Source organism: Acinetobacter sp. ANC 4805 (assembly GCF_022549495.1).
GTDB lineage: Bacteria > Pseudomonadota > Gammaproteobacteria > Pseudomonadales > Moraxellaceae > Acinetobacter.
Genome location: NZ_JAKZGD010000004.1, coordinates 126,508 through 151,189, shown reverse-complemented (window position 1 = coordinate 151,189; position 24,682 = coordinate 126,508). Strand labels below are relative to the sequence as shown.

The window sequence follows — 24,682 nt, the reverse complement described above, 5'->3', positions numbered from 1 at the left end:
CAACTAAAGTTCAGAAGAACCTTTGCAGTTCCACAAGGCGAATAAAAAATTATGCAAATAACTGTGCCCATGCAGCTACACGAGCAGGAATTTCGGCTGTTGATCGTCCTAATATATCACTAATGACCGCACAAAGGCTCGCCCCAGCATCGATCACAAGCTGAGAATTTTCGACTGTCAGACCACCGATTGCACAAATGGGTACATCAAATTTTTGCTTTGCCTGTTGAATCACTTCAATCCCAACATTCCCCGCTTCAGGTTTGGTTGAAGTTGCATAAACTGCACCAAAGGCCACATAGGTTGCACCTTCAGCAATTGCTTTCTCAGCCAATTCTAATGAATTAAGACAGGTACGACCAATAATGACACCTTGTGATAAGCGTGCAGCGGCATCCGTAATTTCACCATCAGACTGTCCAAGATGTACACCTAAACCAAATTGCTTAGCCAATTCCAAATCATCATTAATCACAAATGGAACTTGGTATGTTTCACAGAGGGCTTGGATTTGTTCAACTTCATCAGGCTGATCAGCTTTTGCGACTTTCTTACGACGATACTGTAAAATCGCAATATGCCCTGTCGCCAAAGCGACCTCTAATTTTTCTAATAATAATTGGAGAGGATCATCATTGGTAATAAGATAAAGACCACGCATAGTTAAAACTCATCAATTTCAGGTATTCAGTATAAAGCAAAAAATATTAAGCACTTTTAATAAAGCGCCAACGTACAATCGCCAACATTACTAAGAATAAAATCATGAACACACTGACACTTCCACCACCCGATTGGCTTGTTTGGCTATTTTTTTGTTCGGGAACGGTACTTGGATGCAGATAAGCATTTAACCAATCTGAATAGTTCGCAACTCGAGTATAAACCCCAGGATACCCAACCTTGGCACAACCAATTCCCCAACTCGCAACACCTAGCAAATATGGTTTTTCTAAATTATTAATCGTTAAACCTGCACCGCTATCACCATAACAAGCATCTGTAAGACTGTCTTGCATCGGTGATTCTGCACAAAGCATATTCTGAGTAATTTGTTGCGCGCTATATAATGATGATGAAGATAGACAATTGGCTAATTTTACGGTGGTATATCTTAAAGTCGTTGGATACAGCGCAGGATTTCTCATCATTTGCCCTGCGTACTGCTGACAAACTAGAGATTGACTATTGTCACAATCCTCTAATACTCCCCACCCTGCAATTTGCGTCATACTCGCAATCAATGCATTTTGTTTTTCTAAAGTTGGATTAATAATATCGATTGTTTGGCAATTTTTACCACATTTTATAAAATCGACAGCACTTTCCAATTCTAATAGTGCAAGATCGTTATCATAAATACGATTATTATATTTCTCATGTATATGCCCCTTTTTAACTTTAATAATTTGTCCTAATTGAATACTTTGTAAATTTTTTGCACCAATCAAAATATAATAATCACTGTTTTGTTTTTCGAGTGGTTCAATACAATGTGCTGCTGTCACCACCCAACGATCTGCAACTAAGCTTCCTGAGCAAATGTAGGATTGATAAGGGTCTAAGGGACTAGTTATGAGTGCAACTTGCCAAGGAATTTGTGCTTCTGTAGTCGTATTACCATTGATAATTCGAGCTTGCGGACTCATATTCGCCCATACGCTTTGTATAAAACTAAATAACAGAATACTTAGAATAATAGGATATTTTTTCACAAATATAAGTCCAAAAAATAATATTGAATTACGCATTAAATAATAAAGCATAAACTCTTTTTATTTTTTCATTTTAACTAATAAAATATAACTAGGAAATAAAAATCCATTTAATTTAAACGTTCTAAGCTGCCTACATGGCAGTGAACGAAACTGATTTTAATGAGCTTATTAGTTTGGATTTCTAAGCTGCCTACATGGCTGGGAACATCGCAACCATGCAAGCGTGACAACTGCATTTTTTCTAAGCTGCCTACATGGCAGTGAACGTGATTTGCAAATCAAATTGACACGTATTGTTTTTCTAAGCTGCCTACATGGCAGTGAACTTATTGCGTAACGCTCATAGATATTGCCCGACTTTCTAAGCTGCCTACATGGCAGTGAACTCACGCAATGGTCGCTGGTACGCAGGCGAGATTTTCTAAGCTGCCTACATGGCAGTGAACACATTGCGACAACAGCAGCACCGATTAATGCATTTCTAAGCTGCCTACATGGCAGTGAACGCACTGCCAAATTCGCAATTGGAATTGCCTCATTTCTAAGCTGCCTACATGGCAGTGAACCCACACTGGGTGGGTTATATGGAGTTTACTATTTTCTAAGCTGCCTACATGGCAGTGAACCAAATGTGTTCTTGGAAGGTGTCTTCTATTTTTTTCTAAGCTGCCTACATGGCAGTGAACTCTGAACATGCACCTTTTTAATACCGTCAATCTTTCTAAGCTGCCTACATGGCAGTGAACTCAACAAGCATCTGCTCGACTTCATCTTTTTCTTTCTAAGCTGCCTACATGGCAGTGAACTTCCAGTCATTGGAGTTAAGTTATATTTAACTTTTCTAAGCTGCCTACATGGCAGTGAACAATTATTGTTTAAATTACTAGCCCACTTCGGTTTTCTAAGCTGCCTACATGGCAGTGAACGCATAATAATGTTGTAGACTTGTTCTGACATGTTTCTAAGCTGCCTACATGGCAGTGAACTTGGGTTTAACAATTCTAGCTGAGCGCCTAACTTTCTAAGCTGCCTACATGGCAGTGAACATGGATATGTAACAGTACCCGTTGTGCTTGTTTTTCTAAGCTGCCTACATGGCAGTGAACCTGCGATCACACCATCCTTTGCTGTGGACTTCTTTCTAAGCTGCCTACATGGCAGTGAACAGCAAATATAAAGCTGGCTGATTCGCATGGCATTTCTAAGCTGCCTACATGGCAGTGAACTTAATGGTACTGGTTGTTCGTTAGCTCGTAAATTTCTAAGCTGCCTACATGGCAGTGAACGTGGTGGTTGTAATCCTGAAATTAATCATTTATTTCTAAGCTGCCTACATGGCAGTGAACTTGCTGACGTGGTTATGGAACAAGTTTCAAACTTTCTAAGCTGCCTACATGGCAGTGAACGACCGTTCATATTGCGAAAACGTATACGTCTATTTCTAAGCTGCCTACATGGCAGTGAACAATTTGAACTTGCACCTAAAACGAAACTTGAATTTCTAAGCTGCCTACATGGCAGTGAACTTTTTGCAGCAGATCCGATTGAGATTTGTAATTTTCTAAGCTGCCTACATGGCAGTGAACCCATTATCGCTTTATCTGCGCCTCCAGCTGCTTTTCTAAGCTGCCTACATGGCAGTGAACCCAAACGCCATAGCAATTATTTGATCGAATACTTTCTAAGCTGCCTACATGGCAGTGAACTTGGGAAGCGTTCCCAGTGAAATGCTTCAGTTTTTCTAAGCTGCCTACATGGCAGTGAACGCACCACAATTAGTACTTGGGCAATCAATCTTTTTTCTAAGCTGCCTACATGGCAGTGAACTTTACTGAAATGGCTTTTAAGTTTTTCCATGATTTCTAAGCTGCCTACATGGCAGTGAACACATTCCAGATTTTTCCATTAATATCTTGAGCTTTCTAAGCTGCCTACATGGCAGTGAACGCGTAGTCTACGAGTTTTTACAAGATTACACTTTTCTAAGCTGCCTACATGGCAGTGAACTAATAAATTCTTCAAGTTGATTATTAAACTCTTTTCTAAGCTGCCTACATGGCAGTGAACATTTTTCATCATTTTGAAAGTTGAATATGAATTTTCTAAGCTGCCTACATGGCAGTGAACAAGATGAAATTACATTTAGAAATTCATTGGCTTTTCTAAGCTGCCTACATGGCAGTGAACCTCTAAATGACCAATTCGACGATATTGTCATTTTTCTAAGCTGCCTACATGGCAGTGAACGATCACGATCATAATTGACAGTCCGTTGAATTTTTCTAAGCTGCCTACATGGCAGTGAACAATTAAAGCATTTAGGTAGCTGCACAACGAAATTTCTAAGCTGCCTACATGGCAGTGAACGTCGAAAATCTTAATGTTTTTTCTGAGACATTTTTCTAAGCTGCCTACATGGCAGTGAACCATACGGATGGATGATTGCATTAGCGATGTTGTTTCTAAGCTGCCTACATGGCAGTGAACAGTAAAATTAACACAAAAAATAAAGCTATAACAGTGAGTTAAACTTTAAATCTAGTAAAAGACCCAAGTTTTAACCCACGTTTATAACTTATTGATTTTATTAAGCTGTTAAAGAGTATAAAAATATTGGGTTAAAATTCGGGTACAGAACTCTGTGAACTTAAACCATAAGTACTAAAAACCTGAGTTTCAGATTTTTCAGCAGATTTCTTTTCAATGAACAACTTAAACAGTCTCTTATCTTGTTCATCAGAAGTACTTAAACTTTGCAATTGGATATAAGGTAAATCTGTTGTTGTTACAACATTACTATAACGAGCCAATGCTTCATCAAAACCAATATCACCACGCTTCACACGGTGACGAGCCAAACGCTGTGGATTAGTTTTCACCTGTTTACGCCTATAAATGGCATAGCCTGTAATTCTATTTTCAGGGACAGGACGTACACTCGTGATATGTGTGTAATCTAATAAACGATCTAGCCATTTTCGGATATCTAGTTTTTGTAAATCTATTTCAGATATAGCAAAAATACGTAGTTTCCCACCTAAACCAACTTTAGATCTTTTATTTTCCTGCATTTCATACACATAATCAGGAAAAGAAATTCCTATTGGCACTTGATTGTACTGATCTTTCATTTCCACTAAAGCAAAATGTAACTGCATATAGATTTTTGACCAAAGGAAATAAGGTGAAATCTCAGCTTGATCAATCAAAGTAATTTCTTGGTAATAATCCATTGATTACTCCTTTCCACTTTGACCAAATACTCCACCACGAACTAAAACTGCCATTACATAGTGTTCTTGTTCAGTATTAGCCAATGACTCACCTAAAGCGTACTTATCAAATAAGTTAAAAAAATCAACTTTATCTTTAGGTGTTCTATACGCTTTTCCAAGATTTGTAACCGCACCATATGGTTCTATCGCAATTGCTGTTTTTTTATCATCAAATTCAGGATACCAAGTATCAATCGTACGCAGTGCATTACCGATTTTTTGAGAATGCATTGCAGCAACATCATTCACTTGATAAAGAATTTTGCTCTTATTGCCTTTTCCTTTATCCAGTACCAATTCTTCACTTGGATAGACTTCTTGCGCTTTACCAACTAAAGCATAAGCTTCAACTTTAATTAATAAATAAGCTGTTTCACCTTTTAAAGCATGTGCAATTTGGTTTGCTAAATTTTGTACTTTCTCATCAATCTGATCAAAGTCATGCAATGGATATTCCAAAGCATTAAAAGTGATTGCTGCTTGATCATTAATCGTAACAACAACTTCTACTTTTTCAGCTCCAACACGATTACGCCATAAAAACCGAGCATTGGCGATATTGAGCGCGTAGCGTTTAGCAAGCTCAGTAAAACCATATTGTTCGATGTAGTTTTTTGCTACAGCTTGATAAGAATTTAAAAATATTTCGTTATTACAAGCAGATGGGTTTTCAACGCCACCAAGTACTTTCAACGTAAATGAAACTTTTAAGGTGTCCTGATTTTCTCCCAAAGCACATGCATCTACAGTTTGTAAATTGGCTTTTTCAACCTCGGCATTCAGTTTTATTGGGTCACCTGCAACGGCAGGTTTTAAACGGTTTGAAATCGTTCCTCGTACAGATTTTTCAATCAGCTTTAATGCTGTTTGTTCATTACGATTAATCCAAGTTGTTCCGTAAAAATAACCATCAGATGGAACAAGTTTCTTTTCAAATGCCAGTACACTTGCAATTGCTTTTTCATTTTTAGCCATGAGTTTTTCCTTTTTTCAATATAAAATTAAGTTGTTGTTTGGTTTTGACAAAGGTATAAATTATTTTGTAAATCAACATGATACTTCCATAGCAATTGATCAATATGCTCTATACGATACGGCATCACAAATTCACCTAACGTTAAAACGCTTTCAGCAAATCTATGCGGGGTATTGGCATCACGTTGATTTCTTGCTTGTCCAAGTTCGGAAATTCCCTGAAAACCAACAGCAATAGGCACAAGCCAACCTTGAGCTTTACGCTTTGATGCCCATGTCACTTTGTCATTTTCATCTATGGTAGAATTATGGGTGACCTTCAAATAATCTAAAACCGCATCTAGCGCATCTTTACCCTGATTCATGCTTTCTATAACAAGATCACGGCGCTCAATGATTACGTGCCCAAGCATTAATTTATTTAAGATGGGTCTTAACTCTTTATCTTGATTTTCGTCTTCATCATCAAAATCTATGATCTGATAATCTTTCACTGCTAAAACATCTCCACTTGCAAATTTCATACTGCACACGAGATCAGGAATAAGTTCTAAAAGTTGCTCTCTCTTTTTTATGTTTAGATTTTCAACTTCAATTAAAAGTGAAACTTCTAAATGACAACGTGCCTCTTCAATAAAAGCAGGACGACTACCATCTTTATCTAAGGGATTTGCAGTACCTATAATGGAATGAACAAAATCCCCCTGCCCTTTATAGGTTTGCAAATTAAATTCATGGCAGCTAATTGCCACTTTAGTTAAAGCCACATCACACGTTTTAGTTTGTAATTTTCGTTGCAAAGCATGAACTGCACCGAGCCACGCAGTCATTGCAGGAAATCCAATCGTATATGGACTACTCATTGCATTGGCATTTTGAAGTTTTAAATGAGGAATCAATAAAAAATGGCGCATTAAAAAAATCCCTTTGCTTGTTGTAATGATTTTTCTACACGTTGTTTAACATCAAGCAACTCACCTGTTCCTAATGTATAAGCATCGCTAATGATTTTTTCATAACTCCGTAATATCCAACGAGCAATTTCTTTACTTAACTCCTCACACCAGTCATTATCTGCTTCTCTTTCTTTTTGATGAATTTTATCTAACCAAATACGCTGTACTTTAGGTAAATTTGCGTAATAATCTTGATTTGACCAACCATCGGTTGCATATTCTCTAGTTCTTAATGCCTGTAACAATATTTGATCTATCACAAACTGAATGATATTTCGGATCGCATTTCGAATATCAATATTATTTAAATCAAGCTGCATAAATTTATGCAATTGAATAAAACTGTCTTGATAGTTTTTTCTATATAAACATTGAAGAAAAAAATCTGTTTTAGGCAGCCGAATTGCTCTTTTTTCTAATACAGGTGGGCAACTCGATAATAAATAAGCCCGCCCTGCATTTTGACTATTTAAAACACTGACATTTTGTGGTTGAGTTCCACCATATCCAGTAACAGTCAAATCAAAAATATCAGGATAGCCTATTTCATGATGCTCATTTTTCTTACGCGTATCTTTAGCTTGTTTAGTATCTTCAGAAAAACGTATCGCATCAATGGATTGTTTTAGTCGAGTGATTAATCCCGATGGCGTTAAAATAGAAAGTAAATGATATTGAGCTTCACGAATAGGAAAATAAACTTGTTTCACCAAATGATCTGTTTTAACAGAATGATCTGTTACTTTTATTTTTATAAACTCTGTACTTAAAGTATCAAAGTTTAATTCAGCATGAGTAATTAGAGTTTTCAACTCTTGATCTTGCTGTTCAAAACCATCCAATACCGTTAACTTTTCGTTTAATGGTAAGGATAAAAACTTAAATACATCCATTGCAGCAGCATTGCCAAATACATCTAATGAATAATCCACATTCCCACTTCGTAAATAGCCGTCATTAGATTGTTCCACTTTGGCAATTACACTTGAAGTTTTTGCACTTGGATGACTAAACTTACTCGGGTGGCTAACCATAGAAAGCTGTGTAACCCGCTTTGCTGCGTCAGGTAACCACTCATTTAAACTAAATTTATCATTTGCTTGTTGTTGTAATTCAGCCATTACATTTTCATTTTCTGCCTTTTTTATCCGATCTTTTAACCAAAGTTCTTTTCGCTCGTTCAAAAAAGCATAGATACTTTCTGCCATATTTCCCCCATTTATTATTTATCTAACACTACAAGTCCAAATTGTTCTGAATAGATAAGATTTTTATTCTCATCATATTCCGGTAACATAATTTCCCCATACCGTTTTGATAATGATTCTATCTTTTCCTCAATATCCTCATTTTCACCTGAATTATCAAGAGCTAAACGACATAAAATGTCGTAATAATTTCGATTTAACCATAATCTTTTATTATCCAACTCATTTAATTGAATGTGATGAATATTATAAAAACCGTTACGATTAATATATTTCCCAAAATCATCTTTTATAGAAAACTCAAGTTTTTGATTTTTTAATACAGCAAAAAGCTGAATATTCGGAGAACTCTGTCTAAAAGGTGTAAATCGTTGAGGTAAAGCTGTTAAAAACCATTTTTGGGTTAACCAAGCATTGAGTGGTTTTGCTCCAACTTTATTGTATGATGTTAGAGCATCTCCCATCACAGCATGCTCAAGATCAGCTAATTTTTTTACCGCTTGTAAAGGCTGATTTGCCTTAATTCGTGGAATCGCATTAATATTAAAATCAGATGCTGTAATTTCGAGAAGCTCAGTTAGATTTTTCGTCTGTAATTTGAATTTATCATTATTAACTTCAAAACCTGGTTTCTCAAACGCAACCTTAGCTTTGCGAAGCCCTCTTAAATTATATTGCAGCAAAGCAATATTCGGTTTTTGAATATCATGTTCTAATCTTCGATGACGTAACACTCGCCCTGCTAATTGAATGATAGAACGATAAGAAGATGGTTCTACAATGGCCCAATCAAAATCATGATCTCGACCAACTTCCTCTACAGGTGTAGCAACCAAAATAAAAATAACATGTTCATCATCAGTTGAATCTAAATGCTGGCGAATGACTTCATTTGAAAATGCGGCAGGCTGCTCTTCTCGTTTTTCTTTACGCTTTAGAATTTGATCTAAATGTCTCTCTTGTTCACTACGTAGTAAGAGAACTTGACGACTATGATATGCCATGACACGTGGTGTTATGCTTTTAGACCACTCAGCGTTCAATAAATACTGCGTGAGTGCTACACATGGTGGAATATTCGCTACCCGTACTACTCCGAATGAAACTTTTTTACCAGTTTGAATATCTATAGTGTGATGATCTAAATGCAACTGTTCAACATTCTGTTTAATCCGTTCAAAATATTGGGACTGCAAACTTTGATCTAAACGATGAACCTCTTTTTCTGCGACAAGATCAGCACAATCTACAATATATGCTTTATGTTTGACGATTTGCTTATTTAACGCATCTGCTCGAAGTTCAATAAATGAATGATGTGAATGTTTATAATGCTGGATCGCTTGTATTGGTTGACTTGAATCAATGGTTTGAATTTTAGTTTTAAACTCATCGATCCACATCGCAACAGTATCTGTATTCTTAACCTTCTTAAAAGCACAGTAAAGCAACCAACCTTGCTGATAGGCATTAAAAAAACCTTCAGCTAATGCAGGCGGAATCGTTGCCGATGAAATCATCACTTTACGCCCTAACATTCCCGCTAAATGAATGAGTCTAGCAATTGCAATTAAGTCCTGACCATTAAAATCATCAACTTCATCAATGACCAAATCAGATGAAGAAAGTCTCAAGCTCGGTAAAATATATTTACCACCACGCTTGGTTTCAGTGGCCGCTATCATATGATCAATGGTGCAAGTCAAAACAGGTTTATACAAAAAAGCTTTATTTCGTTGTTCTTGATGCTTTGGAAACAAGGCATTCATAAAATCCGCTTGCGGCATAGCATCATAATCGAGTTCATTTTCTAATAGTTCTTCTAACGACTCAGAACCTATTTCTTCAATATTGATTTCATCTTTTTGATCATTTTTTGTATTTTTATGGTGCAGTTCTTGAACAGCTTTTGAACCTATTAAAACAGCCAGCTCATGATTACCTAATCCTATATCATGCCGATATGAATCTCCTGTTTGTAAGGTTAATGTTCTTAGTCCTAAAGCTAAGATATAACGTAATGATCCTCCATCCTTTGATAAAGCTTGCATAATTTTTGCGTTGGCAATGGTTTTACCCTTACCCGTACTCGCCATATTGACAATAAACCAACCTTGTTTCCTAGCAATTTCATTTTTTTGAATAAATTGCTGTATTCCTTTGACAGCCTGATCTTGCCATTCAAAACCTTGGGGACTTTTCTTTTTTAATTTTTGAATATCATATGCTGATTCCATGTCATCCGCTAAACGGCTCAAAGACTGTGCGACACGCATGGCATTTTCACTGACACGTACCAAATGCTCATCTAAATACTGCTTCGCTTGTTTTGTTAGAGGGTCAGTATTTGCAACGAGTGATAAATTTGTTTTCCACGTTTTATCCGCCTCACAAGATGAATAATAGTGATCACCTAACATAAGACACAATCTGGCATGATGTAAAATCACTCGCCAACTACCATCCGCAAATATCTGTTGTGATACTTGAGACTCCTGTAATAAACGTGTTGACCATTTTTTAATTTGTTTGTTCCATTCAGATGACTGAGTCAACAAACCTTGTTTAAACTCAAAACACAATTTAAGGCGTTGTTGGTATTCTTTTTCCTCAAATTTATTTTGGTAACCCCAATCTGCTTTGATCAATTCAAATAAATTATTTATATATGAAACATCTTCACTGCCATATTTCTTATATTCTTCTTCACTTTTTAAATTGGGTAAACGATGGTGTGACACGATCAACCATGCGACTAATTGCGCTAAAGGTGGAAGTTGATCTAAAACTTTTGATTGATCTGAATTTTTCACAATCGTTTGTTTGAGTAATTCTTCATTCCAGCTTTGACTGATAAATAAATTGAGCCATGCTTCATCAGTTTCAATATCGCCCGATGATTGAACCAATGCATTGAGCAAAAGACAAGAAATCCATTCATGCCGTAAAGGATCGCCTTTGTATTGGTTATTTTTACTGAGGAGTTTCTGCTGAAATAAAACCGTTGCTTTGCCCCAATCGTGAAGTAATGCGGACACGGCAACCAACGCTTTAATAAGAGGTAAATAATGCCAGTCATTTTCCCATTTATTTTGATCTAATTTTTTCTTCGTCGTATTCACAGGCACAATCCCCTGCGAATTAAACTTATTCCTATTTCCAACAATCCACAGCAACTCACTTCTACGACGACCACGTATCCAGTGGCAACTGACTGCCGTACTTTTGGTGACAGTCTTTCTCAACAATTTTTTAACAGCAATCAAACCATCTTCGGTAATGACTGTTTGCCATGTATTGTCACCAATTCGATCCGCAAAAGCATCGAGTACACGGCGAGTTCGAGGAATTGCTTTCTTTTCACATTGAGAGATAAAGGTGACGATCATATCGTACGATCCCCTGCATCAAAGTTTCTGCAAGCTTGTACTTTTACCTGATCAAACATCCAATCCAAACAGCGATATTCAGTAAACTTTTGCAATAGCTGTTGACGGAACTCTTGCTCACTCATACCCTCTTTGGCACAAATAAATGCCCAAGGCAAAACCACAGCATCTTTAATTAAATCCGCTACATCAAACACCAAAGCACCACGCCGAGTTTTACCGTGCATCACTGCAAATGAATGAGAAATGCCTAACACCCAAAGGGTCGTAGCACTTAAACCGTATGCGAGATAATTACCATGATTCAAAAAATCATTGGCTAAATCCCCTTGTTCAGGATTGCGTTCAAAACTAAGTTTGCAACGTGTTGCCGCAATCTTATAAAGTTGCTTGGTCATTTGTGCTTCAGCAAGCAACAAATCACCAACTTTGCTTTGATGCGGAATTTTCTTTTCAAATCCTGTTAACGCTTGGGTGATATCTTGGTCATCCAGATAAAATCCCTCCGCTTGTAAATCCCGATCTTTAGCCCAAACTTTACGGATAAATTCGATACGCGCGAACTGAAATTGTTTTGCGACCTCTAAACGTTTCGCCTCATCAAACCAAAAGCTCATCCACCCCTGCATATATTCCGTAGGGCGATATTCACTTTGTGGCATCATCCATTCAATTTCACTCCCCATAAATAAAGGCGTTCCGCCGCCACCTGTAAAACCGACCAACACCCCTGCACTGGCGAGCATCCGCATTGCCGCTTGGGTAATCGATGTGCCTGTACCCAATAAAATGACAGTGGTGTTAGCGATTGGAATATTCCAATATTGGTTTTCATTTTTGGCTTCTGTGAGATATAAAACTCGACCATCTTTTTGCATGACACGAGCATGTTCAAGGTAATAAAGGTTGGCACGCTTAGAATGTAAAATTGCTTTTAAATCGGAAGGATTAAGTTGTTCCATTGTTATGATTTCTCTTATTTTTTCTTATCTTACTTGAACAATTGGTAATAAAAAAGCTGCCGAAGCAGCTTTGCGACAGTAAATGTCGTTTATCGTATTAAAGAAAAATATTTTTTAAGAATCAATTTTATCCAGTTGACGATCAACCAAACTTAATCGCCCACGCGCAACGTCTGACAACATCCGCCAGTCTGAAATAAAGCTATAAAATGGCTGTTTAAAGCTAGCAGGTTTATTGTGTTCAAAGAAGAAATGCCCAACCCAAGCGCAGGCATAGCCTGAGACTAAACCATAAGCGAAGTATTTTGCTTTACGCTGACGAATTGCTTTACTAAAGAAATATAAGCCAATTGAACTGCCTGCGACATGCAATCGACGGCTCGTGATACTACGATGCTCTGTCAGGTAGAAATAATAGAATTCATTATAATTTTTAATCGGTAATGAAAATTCCACTGGCTTGGTTATATTTGCTGGTGCATTCATTTCTTGATCATCCTAATCGTGCAAGATTGTTCACACGTTAATTCATTTTTTGCACAAAATAAAGTCATTAGGTGTCATCGTATCCAGACTTAAAACAACTTTACAATCATTCTTGAGATCAACCCGTTATACTCATTTTATATTTATCATTCTTTGCGCTCAGGAGTCATAACATCATGGAAATAGAGCTTAAATTTCAACTTCCTGAATCTAAGAAAAAAACGGTTTTACAAACACTGAATAAGCAAAAAGCGCAAAAAATTCAGCTCCAAGCCAAATATTATGATACCGCTGACCGCTTACTTGCCAAAAATTATGTCGCTATCCGTTTACGCCAAGAAGGTGAACACTGGGTACAAACCTTTAAAGCTGCCAGTAAAAACCATCTACAACGCATTGAAGAAGATATTTATCTGGGTAAATGTGAACAAGAACCAGAACTCGATCTATCACTTTATCAACACAACCGAACCGTTCAAACGGTGCTACATGAAATTTTAGGTGATACGCCTGCTGAGCTAGAATTACAGTTTCAAACCAATGTACAACGAAGTTTCCATGTGTTTGAGTTTGAAGGTTCACAGATTGAAGTTTGTTTAGATGATGGTGAAATTCGTACTCCAACCGATCAAGCCAAAATCTGTGAAGTCGAATTTGAACTCAAACAAGGTGCAGCACAAGACTTAATTAATTTTGCCAAGACATGGGTAGATAAATATCAATTATGGCTTGATGTGCGTAGCAAAGCAGAACGTGGTAATTTACTGGCGGTTGGCAAACGCGTTTCTCCTGCGACCAAAGCCAAAACGCTAAACTTAGAATCCGACATTAGCGCCGAACAAGCAGTTAAATTGATCGTCGAAAATACCTTAAACCATATTTTGCCGAATACTGCCGCGATTGCAGATGGTGTCGCTGAAGCCGATCATATTCATCAAGCGCGTGTCGGTTTGCGCCGCTTACGCTCTGCTTTAAAACATTTTTCAAATTGGTCAACACAGATTGATCCAACTTGGGAAAATGAATTGGCAGAACTTTTTAGGGCTTTGGGACAATCACGTGATCATGATGCGATTCAGGATTCCGTGATTCCACTGATCAAACAAAGCTGTGATTTTGAATTTCCTCTTAGTGCTGAAATAGATTCCAATATCGCTAAGCTTTTCAGTGCGGCTAAAACAACACAGCTATTCTTATCGTTATTCAGTTTTAGCTATAGTGATCATGAGTCTAAGACCAAATTATCAAAGCAAGTGGCTAAAAGTTTGAGCAAGCTTTTTCATAAAATTTTAGAAGATACGGCTCAGTTTTCTACGCTTGCAATTGAAGAACAGCATCGTACTCGTAAGCGTATCAAGCAATTACGTTATTGCATCGACTTTATTTCAGGGCTTTATCCTGAAAAAGAGGTTCAGCAATTTCTAAATAAACTTGAGCCAATTCAGGAATATTTAGGTTTTTATAATGATCTCTTTGTGGCGGAGCAGGTCTTTGAACAACAGGCAGCAGAACAACCACGATTTTTATTTGCACTCGGTTGGGTAAAAGCACAACAACCTCATGTCGCAAAGAAAGCTAATAAAAAATTACAGCATTTATCGCCTAAAGATATTTTCTGGAAATAGCAATCTCTACTCAAACCCAAATACTGATTAGTATAAATCTCCTCTAACCCCTCTTTGAAAAAAAGAGGGGAATGAAAAGCTACACTTCACAAGAAATTATCAAATCTTACCGATATTTACCAAAAATCTTCCATGTCCCATTATCAGCAATCGGATCACTATAACTATCATTACGCTGCTTACGTGGCTTATCCCGTGCATCCACCAATTTAAAATGTGGCTCAACACTTAAAATCATACCATTCATATAAAAACGGGTGCGTGTATACTCAGTTTGCCCATGTTGAAATACATAAGTCCGTAAATCAATAAACTCACGATGTGCCACCAACGCGGCAGTATCATCACTGCCTAACCATTCCTGCATTGCAAAAATCTGATCGGTCTCAAATTGCCCACATTTTTCGAGCAAAGCAGCTACACCACGAAAAGTTTTAGATTCTTTAGCCCGTGTTTTATTAATTCGAATACGATCGACATGAAAGAAAAACAGTGGCAGATTTAAATGGCTCGGTAAATGAATGGCATCCACCACGCCATCCTCCATAAAAGGCTGACAGAGTTGCTGTGCCCTTTCAATCAAAGGTTGCCATTGTCGGTAGTATTCATCGACCTCATCCTTTAAACCATAATAAATCGGCAAACCTTCGACATGCTCTAAATATTGGGGTGGATGAATATGTTGGCGTAGTAAGGCAATATCAGTTTTAAGACTTTGAATTGCAATCGCATCTTGCATAGTGATTATTCTAATTACTTAGGCTATTTTAGATTAAGCCAAAGGTTTAGTTTCGACAAGGCTTTGTCTATAATATTGTGTCTTATTTGTTGTTGGGAAAAATCATGTCTCAAAAAATTAATGCCACTGATGTGACAGAAGAAGAAGCTTTAAATGCAGTATTTTTTGAGCGTGCGGATGAATTTATTAAACAAGCCAATGAGTTTTGCCGCCCACAAAAAGGGCAACAACCGAAGCCAGAAGATTTACGTGCGCAAGTGAGTGCTGCGATGTTATTTGGCACAGCTCGCTTTAATACGTGGGTCGCAGCCAATAACTTTAAAGATGGCAATGAAATGCGTGATGCCAAAGAGCAAGTCATGTCTTATCTGCTGCAACAATTCCAAATGATGTTAGAAGATAATTTTGACGAATATTGCGAGCAGTTTGAAAATTATCTACGTTTCCGTAAAAATGAAGATTTTCATACGCACAAACACGATCACGAATGATCTAAGTTCAAAAAGAAAGCCACCTAAGAGTGGCTTTCTTTTTCTGTTTATTTTAAATCTTGGACTTTACCATATTGGTCAGCCATCACTTCAACAAACTGATCTAGCTTGATATATTTCTTAATCACAGCATCTACATCTGCCTTGGTCAGTTTTGCAAGCGCTTGATCTCGCTCAGCACGATCCATCAAGGTTTTATTACGCTCTAACTGTCCTGTAAGCATTTTATGAATATTTCGTTCATCTTCTAATGAAGTCACGCGCTTCTTCATAATATCGGCTTTGGCTGCTTCAACCTCTTGTTCAGTCACGCCTTTGCTTAGCAAATCAGTTAATACTTTATGAACAGATTGAGAAACTTGATCAGAACGACCAGCTGTATAATTCGCAGTAATACTAATTGATCCACTATTGGTATCGGAATCTAGATCAAGATTGCTTCCAAATCCATAAACAAGTGCATTTTTCTCACGTAATTCCTGCGCCAAACGAGAAGACAACTGCGAGTTACCCATAATATGGCTAAGGATAATGAGTGCAGGAGCATCCTGATGGTAAGCACCTACAGGAATCGTCAGGATACTTTGATAACTACCAAACTCACGTTGCTCAGATAGTGCATGGACTTTTTCAGCTTTGAAAGCAACATAAGGAGAAGTAATTTTTTGGTACGGCTGTTTGGTTTTCCACTGTCCAAATGCTTTCTGTAGTGTGTTTTGCATTTTTTTAGGATCGAAATCACCTGTCAGTGCGATTTGCGCATGATTAGTGACAAAGAATTGATCATAGAATTGCTTAACCTGTGCTTGCGTCGCTTCATTTAACTGCTTCTTGGCAAACTCTGGTTCAAAGTGATAACGCAAATCACCTGGTTGATAGGTTTCAAGTAATCGAGCCAAGGTCATTGAGGCAACAATCGCAGGTTCAGTATACGGTCGATCTAATGCAGATAAGCTTTGATTTTTCGCTAAATCAAATTCTGATTGTGCAAATTTAGGCTGCTTCATGACATCAATAATAAAGTTTAAGAAATCTTCAAATTTGTCTTTTTTTGCCTGAATCCCAATCGTCAAACCATTACCATTTGAAGTGATAGATGCTCCACCACTTGCTGCAATCGCTTTATCTGTAATTTCTTGCAATGTATGTTTTTCAGAACCACGCAGCATCAAATAACTGCTTAAATCTAAGGTCACCCCTTTGCCAAACAGTGATTTCTCAGTACCAAAATCTAGGCTAATGGTGGCATAGGTTTTATCATCACGTGTTGTGGTTGGAAATAAAGCATAGCGAATACCATTCTTTAACTCACCACGTTGTATTTTTTGCTCATGTTTCTGTAACTGCTGCGCAGACTGTGCAACAAACTGAGTGACTTCTTGTTGATAAATCGCAACATCTTTTAAGGGTTCAGGCTTTTCGGCACTTTGGTCTAAGGTTTTAGGTTTATCTTGTGCCTTGAGTGTCATCGCTTTCTTTTGATCTTCAGGCGTAGGCTGAATATCTCCCGAAATACGATGAGATGACACTAAAAATTGTTTCAATGTTTGATTTGCATCATTCAATTTTAAATCTTGAATAGCTTGTAAATCTTTGAAGTACTGATCCCATTGTCCGTGTGAAGACACTGCATAATCACTAAGGCGAGAACCCAAAGCAACAGCATCATTTGCAATCGTATCAGCAGTATTTTGAGTAATGGTTTTGATACGTTGTAGTTCTGCATCCGTAAATGCTTGGCTATTCTCGACGCCTTCAACCAAGGCATCATCGACTTTCTTCGCATCATGATTCGGCGCATACACCGCACCCATAAAGACCAAATTAAAATCTTGGTCTAACCATGTTGTCGATTGCACAGCCGTACTCACCCCTGTTTCCACCATGCTCTTATACAGCGTACCACTAGGCTGCATGGTATACAGTGCTGGCGCAAGTGCTAATGCTGGTTGTAGTTGCGTATTTTTTCCATTCATATAAATGTGGAATTTAGCGAGGTCGCTGCCCTTTTGCACCGTGAATTTACGCTGCTCAATCTTACTTGAATCTAAGACTGGAACTTGAACGGGTGCAGGCACAGTACGTGCAGGAATCGGACTAAAATATTGATCAATTTTATTCAGTACTTCTGCTTTATCAAATTTACCCGAAATCACCATCACAGCGTTATTGGGTGCATACCATGTTCTATAAAACTGATTCAACTCATTCATCTGGATGGATTTTAATTCTGGTAAATCCCCAATCGGCAGTCGACCTAAATATTGATTGCCATAGGCAGCTTTCCACATCTGGTCCATCAATACTGCAAACGGTTGATCCATACGAATTTCACGTTCACGTTTTACAATTTCAATTTCAGAAGGGACAAATTTTTCTTGTAACACCAATTTATCCATACGCTCAGATTCGAGGTATAAAATTTCATTCAGTGCATTTTTTTCAGGACGAACAATATTTAAGTATTTGGTTGAATAATAATCGGTACTGGCATTGGTCATTAACGTGAATTGATCCAAGCGACGCTGAAATTCCTCACCTTTGACATTTTGTGTGCCTTTAAAAGCCAAATGTTCGAGTAAATGAGCAAGACCACCTTTCCCTTTAGGATCATTCAGTGAGCCTGTTAAGTACACCGTATTGACATAAACTTTGTTTTCTTTATCGTTTGGCGCAAGGATAACTCTGAAACCATTATCTAATTTGTATTCTTCAATATTTTTTTCACTTTTTACGAGTACTGTCTGAGACCAAGACGTTGCACTCAACCCAATCAAACAAAGTGAGAGCGTAAGCTGCTTAAACCGCATTAACATAGATTATCCAAGTTTTTTTGGTGATTTAAATAAAAACAACAAGCTATACTAGATAATGGTTTAAATTTTTAATAGTTATGTTTTGAAAAAAGCTGTGTATTTAAACAGCTTTTTTCTATGTTTTTATAGCGGTTTAGTTACAATTTAAATTTCAAGTTCAGCTTGCATATATAGTTTTGCATAACCTGAGATTTCAATGCGTTGTTCAGACTCAATCACACAGTCTAAAATCCCACCTCTCGCAGATGCCTGATAAGCAACAAGTTGGGTTTGATCAAGTTTTTCAGCCCATAAAGGTGCAATTGCAGTATGAATCGAACCTGTGACAGGGTCTTCATTAATCCCAATTGCAGGGGCAAAATAACGAGATACGCAATCAAACTGACCTTCTCCTCTCGCTGTAATAGCAACATCAGGTTGAGAAGCTGTAATCGCAGTACGTCGTTTCCCTAATTGTTTTAATTTTTCAAAATTAGGTTGTTCATTTAAGACATCATCTATGGTTTCATATTCAACAATATAAGCCTGCGCATTCAAATAAACTGCTTTAAATGGCTTGGTTAAACCATCCCGCAGTTCTTGAGGATATTCAGACACAAGCTCAGCCTTTCGAATAGGAAAATTCATTTTAATCTTGCCATCTGCCGCTTGGCTAACCACAAAAATTCCCAAATCGCGCACATGGAATTGAATGGTTTTTGCCATCGTAAAATCTTTAAATAAAACGAAAGCACTCGCTAGTGTGGCATGCCCACAAAATGCAACTTCATCTGTTGGTGAAAACCAACGAATCTCATAATTTCCATCATCTATAGTCTTAACAAAAGCTGTCTCGGAAAGGTTATTTTCTAATGCGATATTTTGCATTAAGTTTTCATCTAACCATTGCTCTAACACAATGACTGCCGCAGGATTACCTTTAAATAGTTCTTGGGTAAAAGCATCAACTTGATACATCTTCATGACATGAGACTCTAAATATTTTTCAGCCATTTTGAACTTTTGGTCTATCAATGGTAGATACAGATTTTTCTAAATTAACGATACAGTGCATGTTTATGAGAGCAAAGAATCATGCTAAACCAACATTCAGTCCATCATATTCAAAGAACAAAAAGGGCGTTACTTAAACACCCTTCTCTTTAGCTCGCTTTCGTTTAGTCTTCCATATGATGAATAATAGCTTGACCAAATTCGGAACAACGTAACAAGGTTGCATTCGTCATTAAACGCTCAAAATCATAAGTGACCGTTTTCGCTTCGATAGCACCAGAAATACCTTTGATAATGAGATCAGCAGCTTCTGTCCACTCCATATCACGCAACATCATCTCGGCAGACAGGATAATCGAGCCAGGATTGACTTTATCTTGCCCTGCATATTTTGGTGCAGTTCCATGAGTCGCTTCATAGACCGCAATTGCACCACCAATATTGGCACCTGGTGCAATACCGATTCCACCGACTTCAGCAGCAAGTGCATCAGAAATATAATCACCATTTAAGTTCAATGTTGCAATAACTGAATAATCGACAGGACGCATTAGAATTTGTTGCAAGAACGCATCGGCAATTACATCTTTAATGATGATGTCTTTCCCATTTTTCGGGTTTTTGATTTTTACCCACGGTCCACCATCTAGCAACTCGCCACCGAAACGCTCAATCGCAAGTTCATAGCCCCACTCTTTGAACGCACCTTCGGTATATTTCATAATATTACCTTTGTGAACCAAGGTCACAGAAGGTTTATCATTATCAATCGCAAACTGAATGGCTTTGCGCACTAGACGCTGTGTACCTTCTTTTGATACAGGCTTAATCCCAATACCACATCCTTCAGAAAAACGAATCTTGGTCACGCCCATTTCTTCTTTTAGAAATTTAATGACTTTTTTGGCTTCTTCCGAATCTGCTTTCCACTCAATCCCTGCATAAATATCTTCTGAGTTTTCACGGAAGATCACCATGTCAGTTGATTCAGGGTGTCGAACAGGTGAAGGAACTCCTTTAAACCAACGTACTGGACGCACACAGACATATAAATCAAGTTCTTGGCGTAATGCAACGTTCAAAGAACGAATACCACCACCAACAGGTGTGGTTAAAGGCCCTTTAATGGAAACAATAAACTCACGTAGAGCGTCAAAAGTTTCTTCTGGCATATAACTGCCATAAATTTTGTCTGCTTTTTCACCACAATAGACTTCCATCCATTCAATTGAACGTTTGCCACCGTAAGCTTTTAATACCGCAGCATCTACTACTGCTTTCATAGCTGGTGTAATATCCACACCAATACCATCACCTTCAATAAAAGGGATGATTGGATGATTTGGAACATTCAGTGACAGGTCTGCATTTACTGTGATTTTGTCACCATCTGCAGGAACCACGATCTTCTGATAACCCATTTTGCAGGTTCTCCCTCATGTATTTAGCGATTATCACTATGCCTTCTATGGCATACTTTCGTTTTTATTGCATGAAACAGTTTAGTTCAAAATAGGTTTTTTTGAGATTTATACGGGAAATAACAACATTTTCCGATTAAATAAAAGCCTTTATTGTTATGATGCCGCCCATAGCCAAAGCAGTATACTCATATGAAAATAGTTGTATTTAATAAACCTTTTGACGTTTTGTCACAGTTCCGTGAGGATGAAGCACATTTAACTGTTTCACACTTTATTAAAGACCCTGAACTTCGTATTGCAGGTCGTTTAGATCTAGATTCTGAAGGTCTCATGTTTCTTACCGATCATGGGGGGCTAAATCAGTATATTACCCATCCAGACAACAAGAAATACAAGACCTATCTTGCACAAGTCGATGGTGATGTTACTGAAGAAGCCATTGAACAGCTGCAAAAAGGTGTGGAACTTGCAGATGGTATGACTTTACCTGCCAAAGCACGTAAAGTAGATCAGCCAGAGTGGTTATGGGAACGTAATCCACCTGTACGTTATCGTGCCAGTATTCCAACCACTTGGATCGAACTACAAATCTGTGAAGGACGTAACCGCCAAGTCCGCCGTATGACTGCTGCTGTTGGTTTTCCGACTTTACGTTTGATTCGTACTCAAATTGGTTCGATTGATGTCGTTAAACTTGGTTTAAAACCTGGTGAACAAATCGAAATCGAACCATTGCTTTATCCTGACTTTAAAGATGTTCCTGCAGACAAGCCATATGAAGGACGTTCTTTTGCGAAAAAGCCATCCAAAAAACCTCATTTCTCTCGTGCAAAAGATAAAGCACGTGAGGAAAAAGGCGAAGCACCTTTTAAAGGGAAGAAAAAAGCAGGCGGTGGTACGACTCGTATCTGGCAAACAGATGATGTGGATAAGCCACGTCGTAAAACCAATGGTACGACTCGTCCAAATACCAAAGCACCTCGCGGCCGTAACCGAAATGGTCGTTAAGATTTAGTAATATAATCAAAGCTCACGTAAGTGGGCTTTTTTCATCAATTTTTGCTCTTGTGACTGTATTTTAATCAGCTAAAAAATAGATAATTTATCTAGTATATTCTTCTAATGAAAATGCTTTTGATATTAATAAACCTTTCAACACTTCTTTCCTCTTTAGATAGATTAAATACATCATCCAAATTTTCTAAGGTAACGTTGATTACAACAATAAGATGTGTCTTTAGACCTCAGTTCTAGTTAACTTTAATCTTGATATCCTACTGTCACTTTTTTAAGAATGTCGTTAGTTCAAAAGAAAACAAAAAAGTCGATGCCTAAGCACCGACTTTTCTATATTACCAACTCAAGAATGAGCAATAATTTATTTTAAACAGCAGCAAGAATTGTATTGAATGTCGTACTTGGACGCATGACTGCATTTACTTTATCTGCATCAACGGCGTAGTAACCACCAATATCAACTGCTTTACCTTGCACTTCTGCAAGCTCAGCAGCAATCTTTTGCTCGTTTTCAGCCAATTCTTTAGCCAGTGGTGCAAACTTCGCTTTCAACTCAGCATCTTCATCTTGCGCAGCAAGTGCTTTAGCCCAATACAGTGCTAGATAGAAATGGCTACCACGGTTGTCAAGCTCGCCTGTACGACGTGATGGAGACTTGTCATTATCGAGTAATATACCCGTTGCTTGATCAAGCGTCTTCGCCAACAACTTCGCACGAGCATTGTCTTCTTTAATTCCCATGTCTTCTAAAGAAACGGCAAGTGCAAGGAATTCACCAAGCGAGTCCCAACGCAAGTGGTTTTCTTCAACCAATTGTTGAACATGCTTAGGTGCTGAACCGCCTGCACCAGTCTCATACATACCACCACCCGCCATTAACGGAACGATTGATAGCATTTTCGCAGAAGTACCCAATTCCATAATCGGGAACAAGTCAGTGAGATAGTCACGTAAAATGTTACCAGTTACAGAAATCGTATCTAAACCACGTGCTACACGTTCAAGTGTATAACGCATCGCACGGACTTGAGACATGATTTGAATATCAAGACCTGAAGTATCATGATCTTTTAAGTATTTTTGTACTTTCTTGATCAATTCATTTTCATGTGGACGATAAGAATCAAGCCAGAAGATTGCAGGCATACCTGAATTACGCGCACGAGCAACAGTAAGTTTTACCCAATCACGAATCGGAGCATCTTTCACCTGACACATACGCCAAATATCGCCCTCTTCAACGTTTTGAGACATCAACACTTCACCAGTCTCTAGATCAGTGATGTTGGCAATACCTGCTTCTGGGATCTCAAAAGTCTTGTCATGCGAACCGTATTCTTCAGCTTTTTGCGCCATCAAACCGACATTGGGTACTGTACCCATCGTTTTCGGATCGAAATTACCATTCCACTTACAGAAATTGATCATTTCCTGATAGATACGTGCGAATGTTGATTCAGGCATTACAGCTTTACAGTCATACTGCTTACCATCTGCACCCCACATTTTACCGCCACCACGAATCATTGCAGGCATAGATGCATCAACGATCACGTCATTAGGTGAATGGAAGTTAGTGATACCTTTAGCTGAATCTACCATTGCAAGTGCAGGACGATGTTCCTGACACGCATGTAAGTCTTCAATGATTTCTTCACGTAACGAGGTCGGAAGAGTTTCTATTTTCTCGTAGAGACCTGCCATACCGTTATTGACGTTAATACCTAACTCATCAAATAACTTACCGTGTTTTTCAAATGCTTCTTTATAGTAAATCTTGACACAGTGACCAAAAACGATTGGATGTGAAACTTTCATCATCGTTGCTTTTACATGCAATGAGAACAAAATGCCTGCTTCACGACAATCTTCAAGCTGCTTTTCATAAAACTCGCAAAGTGCTTGTTTACTCATAAACATTGAATCAATGATTTCAGCATCTTGCAACGCAACTTTTTGCTTAAGAATGATGCTGTTACCGTTTTTAGTAATCAACTCCATTTTTACATTACGTGCGCGATCAAGTGTCATCGACTTTTCGCCATGATAGAAGTCACCTTCTTCCATATGCGAAACGTGAGTTTGCGACCACTGCTTCCACTCACTCATTGAATGTGGATGCTTTCTAGCGTAGTTCTTAACTGCGGCAGGAGCGCGGCGATCAGAGTTACCTTCACGTAATACAGGATTTACAGCTGAACCCAAACACTTGCCATAGCGAGTTTTGATCGCTGTTTCTTCTTCAGTTGTTGGGTTTTCTGGATAATCAGGGATTGCATAGCCCTTCGCTTGAAGCTCTTTAATGCATGACATTAACTGAGCAACTGAAGCACTAATATTTGGAAGTTTGATAATATTGGTATCTGGATCTTGTGTGAGACGACCTAGCTCCGCAAGGTTGTTCGTCACTTTCTGCTCATCACTTAGATATTCCGTGAATTCAGCGAGCACGCGTACAGCCACTGAGATGTCACTTTTCACAATCTCAATGCCAGCAGGCTTAGTAAAGGTCTCAATGATCGGCAGCAGTGAGTAGGTCGCTAAAAGCGGTGCCTCGTCAGTCAGTGTGTAAATGATTGTTGACTTTCCACCAGCCATTATATTGCCC

General features: G+C 38.1%; 17 protein-coding genes and 1 CRISPR repeat array. Of the genes, 3 read left to right on the top strand and 14 right to left on the bottom strand.

Annotated features, from left to right (window positions below):
- Positions 1-49: 49 nt before the first annotated feature.
- The 9 genes from thiE to MMP60_RS06975 all read right to left on the bottom strand — a co-directional run bounded on the left by thiE (position 50) and on the right by MMP60_RS06975 (position 12,969).
- Positions 50-661, bottom strand: a complete 612-nt coding sequence (thiE, locus tag MMP60_RS07015; protein ID WP_241335604.1) for a thiamine phosphate synthase — start codon at positions 659-661, stop codon at positions 50-52.
- A 46-nt stretch (positions 662-707) separates the two neighbouring features.
- Positions 708-1,715 carry a serine protease gene (locus tag MMP60_RS07010; RefSeq protein WP_241335603.1) on the bottom strand — a complete coding sequence of 336 codons (1,008 nt, stop codon included), beginning with the start codon at positions 1,713-1,715 and terminating at the stop codon, positions 708-710.
- Between the two features lie 121 nt (positions 1,716-1,836).
- Positions 1,837-4,205: direct repeats of the CRISPR family, unit length 28 nt; unit sequence TTTCTAAGCTGCCTACATGGCAGTGAAC.
- A 131-nt stretch (positions 4,206-4,336) separates the two neighbouring features.
- Complete coding sequence (cas6f, locus tag MMP60_RS07005) at positions 4,337-4,951, bottom strand: type I-F CRISPR-associated endoribonuclease Cas6/Csy4 (protein WP_241335602.1); 615 nt, start codon at positions 4,949-4,951, stop codon at positions 4,337-4,339.
- Between the two features lie 3 nt (positions 4,952-4,954).
- Positions 4,955-5,968: a type I-F CRISPR-associated protein Csy3 gene (csy3, locus tag MMP60_RS07000; RefSeq protein ID WP_241335601.1), complete on the bottom strand. Its 1,014-nt coding sequence runs from the start codon at positions 5,966-5,968 to the stop codon at positions 4,955-4,957.
- A 26-nt stretch (positions 5,969-5,994) separates the two neighbouring features.
- Complete coding sequence (gene csy2, locus MMP60_RS06995; protein ID WP_241335600.1) at positions 5,995-6,882, bottom strand: type I-F CRISPR-associated protein Csy2; 888 nt, start codon at positions 6,880-6,882, stop codon at positions 5,995-5,997.
- Positions 6,882-8,132: a type I-F CRISPR-associated protein Csy1 gene (gene csy1 / locus MMP60_RS06990; protein WP_241335599.1), complete on the bottom strand. Its 1,251-nt coding sequence runs from the start codon at positions 8,130-8,132 to the stop codon at positions 6,882-6,884. Before csy1 ends, csy2 begins: the two co-directional genes overlap by 1 nt.
- 14 nt (positions 8,133-8,146) lie before the next feature.
- Complete coding sequence (cas3f, locus tag MMP60_RS06985; protein WP_241335598.1) at positions 8,147-11,521, bottom strand: type I-F CRISPR-associated helicase Cas3f; 3,375 nt, start codon at positions 11,519-11,521, stop codon at positions 8,147-8,149.
- Entirely contained in the window at positions 11,518-12,483 is a 966-nt protein-coding gene (gene cas1f / locus MMP60_RS06980) for a type I-F CRISPR-associated endonuclease Cas1f (protein WP_241335597.1), read from the bottom strand. The genes cas3f and cas1f overlap by 4 nt, the downstream gene beginning before the upstream one ends.
- A 114-nt stretch (positions 12,484-12,597) precedes the next feature.
- On the bottom strand, positions 12,598-12,969 hold the full coding sequence (locus MMP60_RS06975) for a DUF962 domain-containing protein (protein ID WP_241335596.1): 372 nt from the start codon (positions 12,967-12,969) through the stop codon (positions 12,598-12,600).
- A 176-nt stretch (positions 12,970-13,145) separates the two neighbouring features.
- On the opposite strand from MMP60_RS06975, the gene MMP60_RS06970 reads away from it, so the two are divergent.
- Complete coding sequence (locus MMP60_RS06970; RefSeq protein ID WP_241335595.1) at positions 13,146-14,594, top strand: CYTH and CHAD domain-containing protein; 1,449 nt, start codon at positions 13,146-13,148, stop codon at positions 14,592-14,594.
- A 106-nt stretch (positions 14,595-14,700) separates the two neighbouring features.
- Here MMP60_RS06970 and MMP60_RS06965 read toward each other — a convergent pair whose 3' ends face one another.
- On the bottom strand, positions 14,701-15,333 hold the full coding sequence (locus MMP60_RS06965; RefSeq protein ID WP_241335594.1) for a hypothetical protein: 633 nt from the start codon (positions 15,331-15,333) through the stop codon (positions 14,701-14,703).
- A 104-nt stretch (positions 15,334-15,437) separates the two neighbouring features.
- On the opposite strand from MMP60_RS06965, the gene MMP60_RS06960 reads away from it, so the two are divergent.
- Complete coding sequence (locus tag MMP60_RS06960) at positions 15,438-15,824, top strand: DUF3144 domain-containing protein (RefSeq protein ID WP_018676862.1); 387 nt, start codon at positions 15,438-15,440, stop codon at positions 15,822-15,824.
- Positions 15,825-15,871: 47 nt separating this feature from the next.
- Here MMP60_RS06960 and MMP60_RS06955 read toward each other — a convergent pair whose 3' ends face one another.
- From MMP60_RS06955 to icd, 3 genes are all read right to left on the bottom strand, one after another.
- Positions 15,872-18,640: a pitrilysin family protein gene (locus MMP60_RS06955; RefSeq protein WP_241335593.1), complete on the bottom strand. Its 2,769-nt coding sequence runs from the start codon at positions 18,638-18,640 to the stop codon at positions 15,872-15,874.
- A gap of 144 nt (positions 18,641-18,784) precedes the next feature.
- Positions 18,785-19,603: a PhzF family phenazine biosynthesis protein gene (locus MMP60_RS06950; protein ID WP_241335592.1), complete on the bottom strand. Its 819-nt coding sequence runs from the start codon at positions 19,601-19,603 to the stop codon at positions 18,785-18,787.
- 194 nt (positions 19,604-19,797) lie between these two features.
- Positions 19,798-21,054 carry an NADP-dependent isocitrate dehydrogenase gene (icd, locus tag MMP60_RS06945; RefSeq protein ID WP_241335591.1) on the bottom strand — a complete coding sequence of 419 codons (1,257 nt, stop codon included), beginning with the start codon at positions 21,052-21,054 and terminating at the stop codon, positions 19,798-19,800.
- 192 nt (positions 21,055-21,246) lie between these two features.
- Between icd and MMP60_RS06940 the strand changes: the two genes are divergently transcribed.
- On the top strand, positions 21,247-22,065 hold the full coding sequence (locus MMP60_RS06940) for an rRNA large subunit pseudouridine synthase E (protein ID WP_241335590.1): 819 nt from the start codon (positions 21,247-21,249) through the stop codon (positions 22,063-22,065).
- Between the two features lie 375 nt (positions 22,066-22,440).
- On the opposite strand, the gene MMP60_RS06935 is transcribed toward MMP60_RS06940, so the two are convergent.
- The gene (locus tag MMP60_RS06935; protein ID WP_241335589.1) at positions 22,441-24,672 is read right to left on the bottom strand and encodes an NADP-dependent isocitrate dehydrogenase; all 2,232 of its coding nucleotides are present in this window, start codon (positions 24,670-24,672) and stop codon (positions 22,441-22,443) included.
- Positions 24,673-24,682 lie beyond the last annotated feature (10 nt).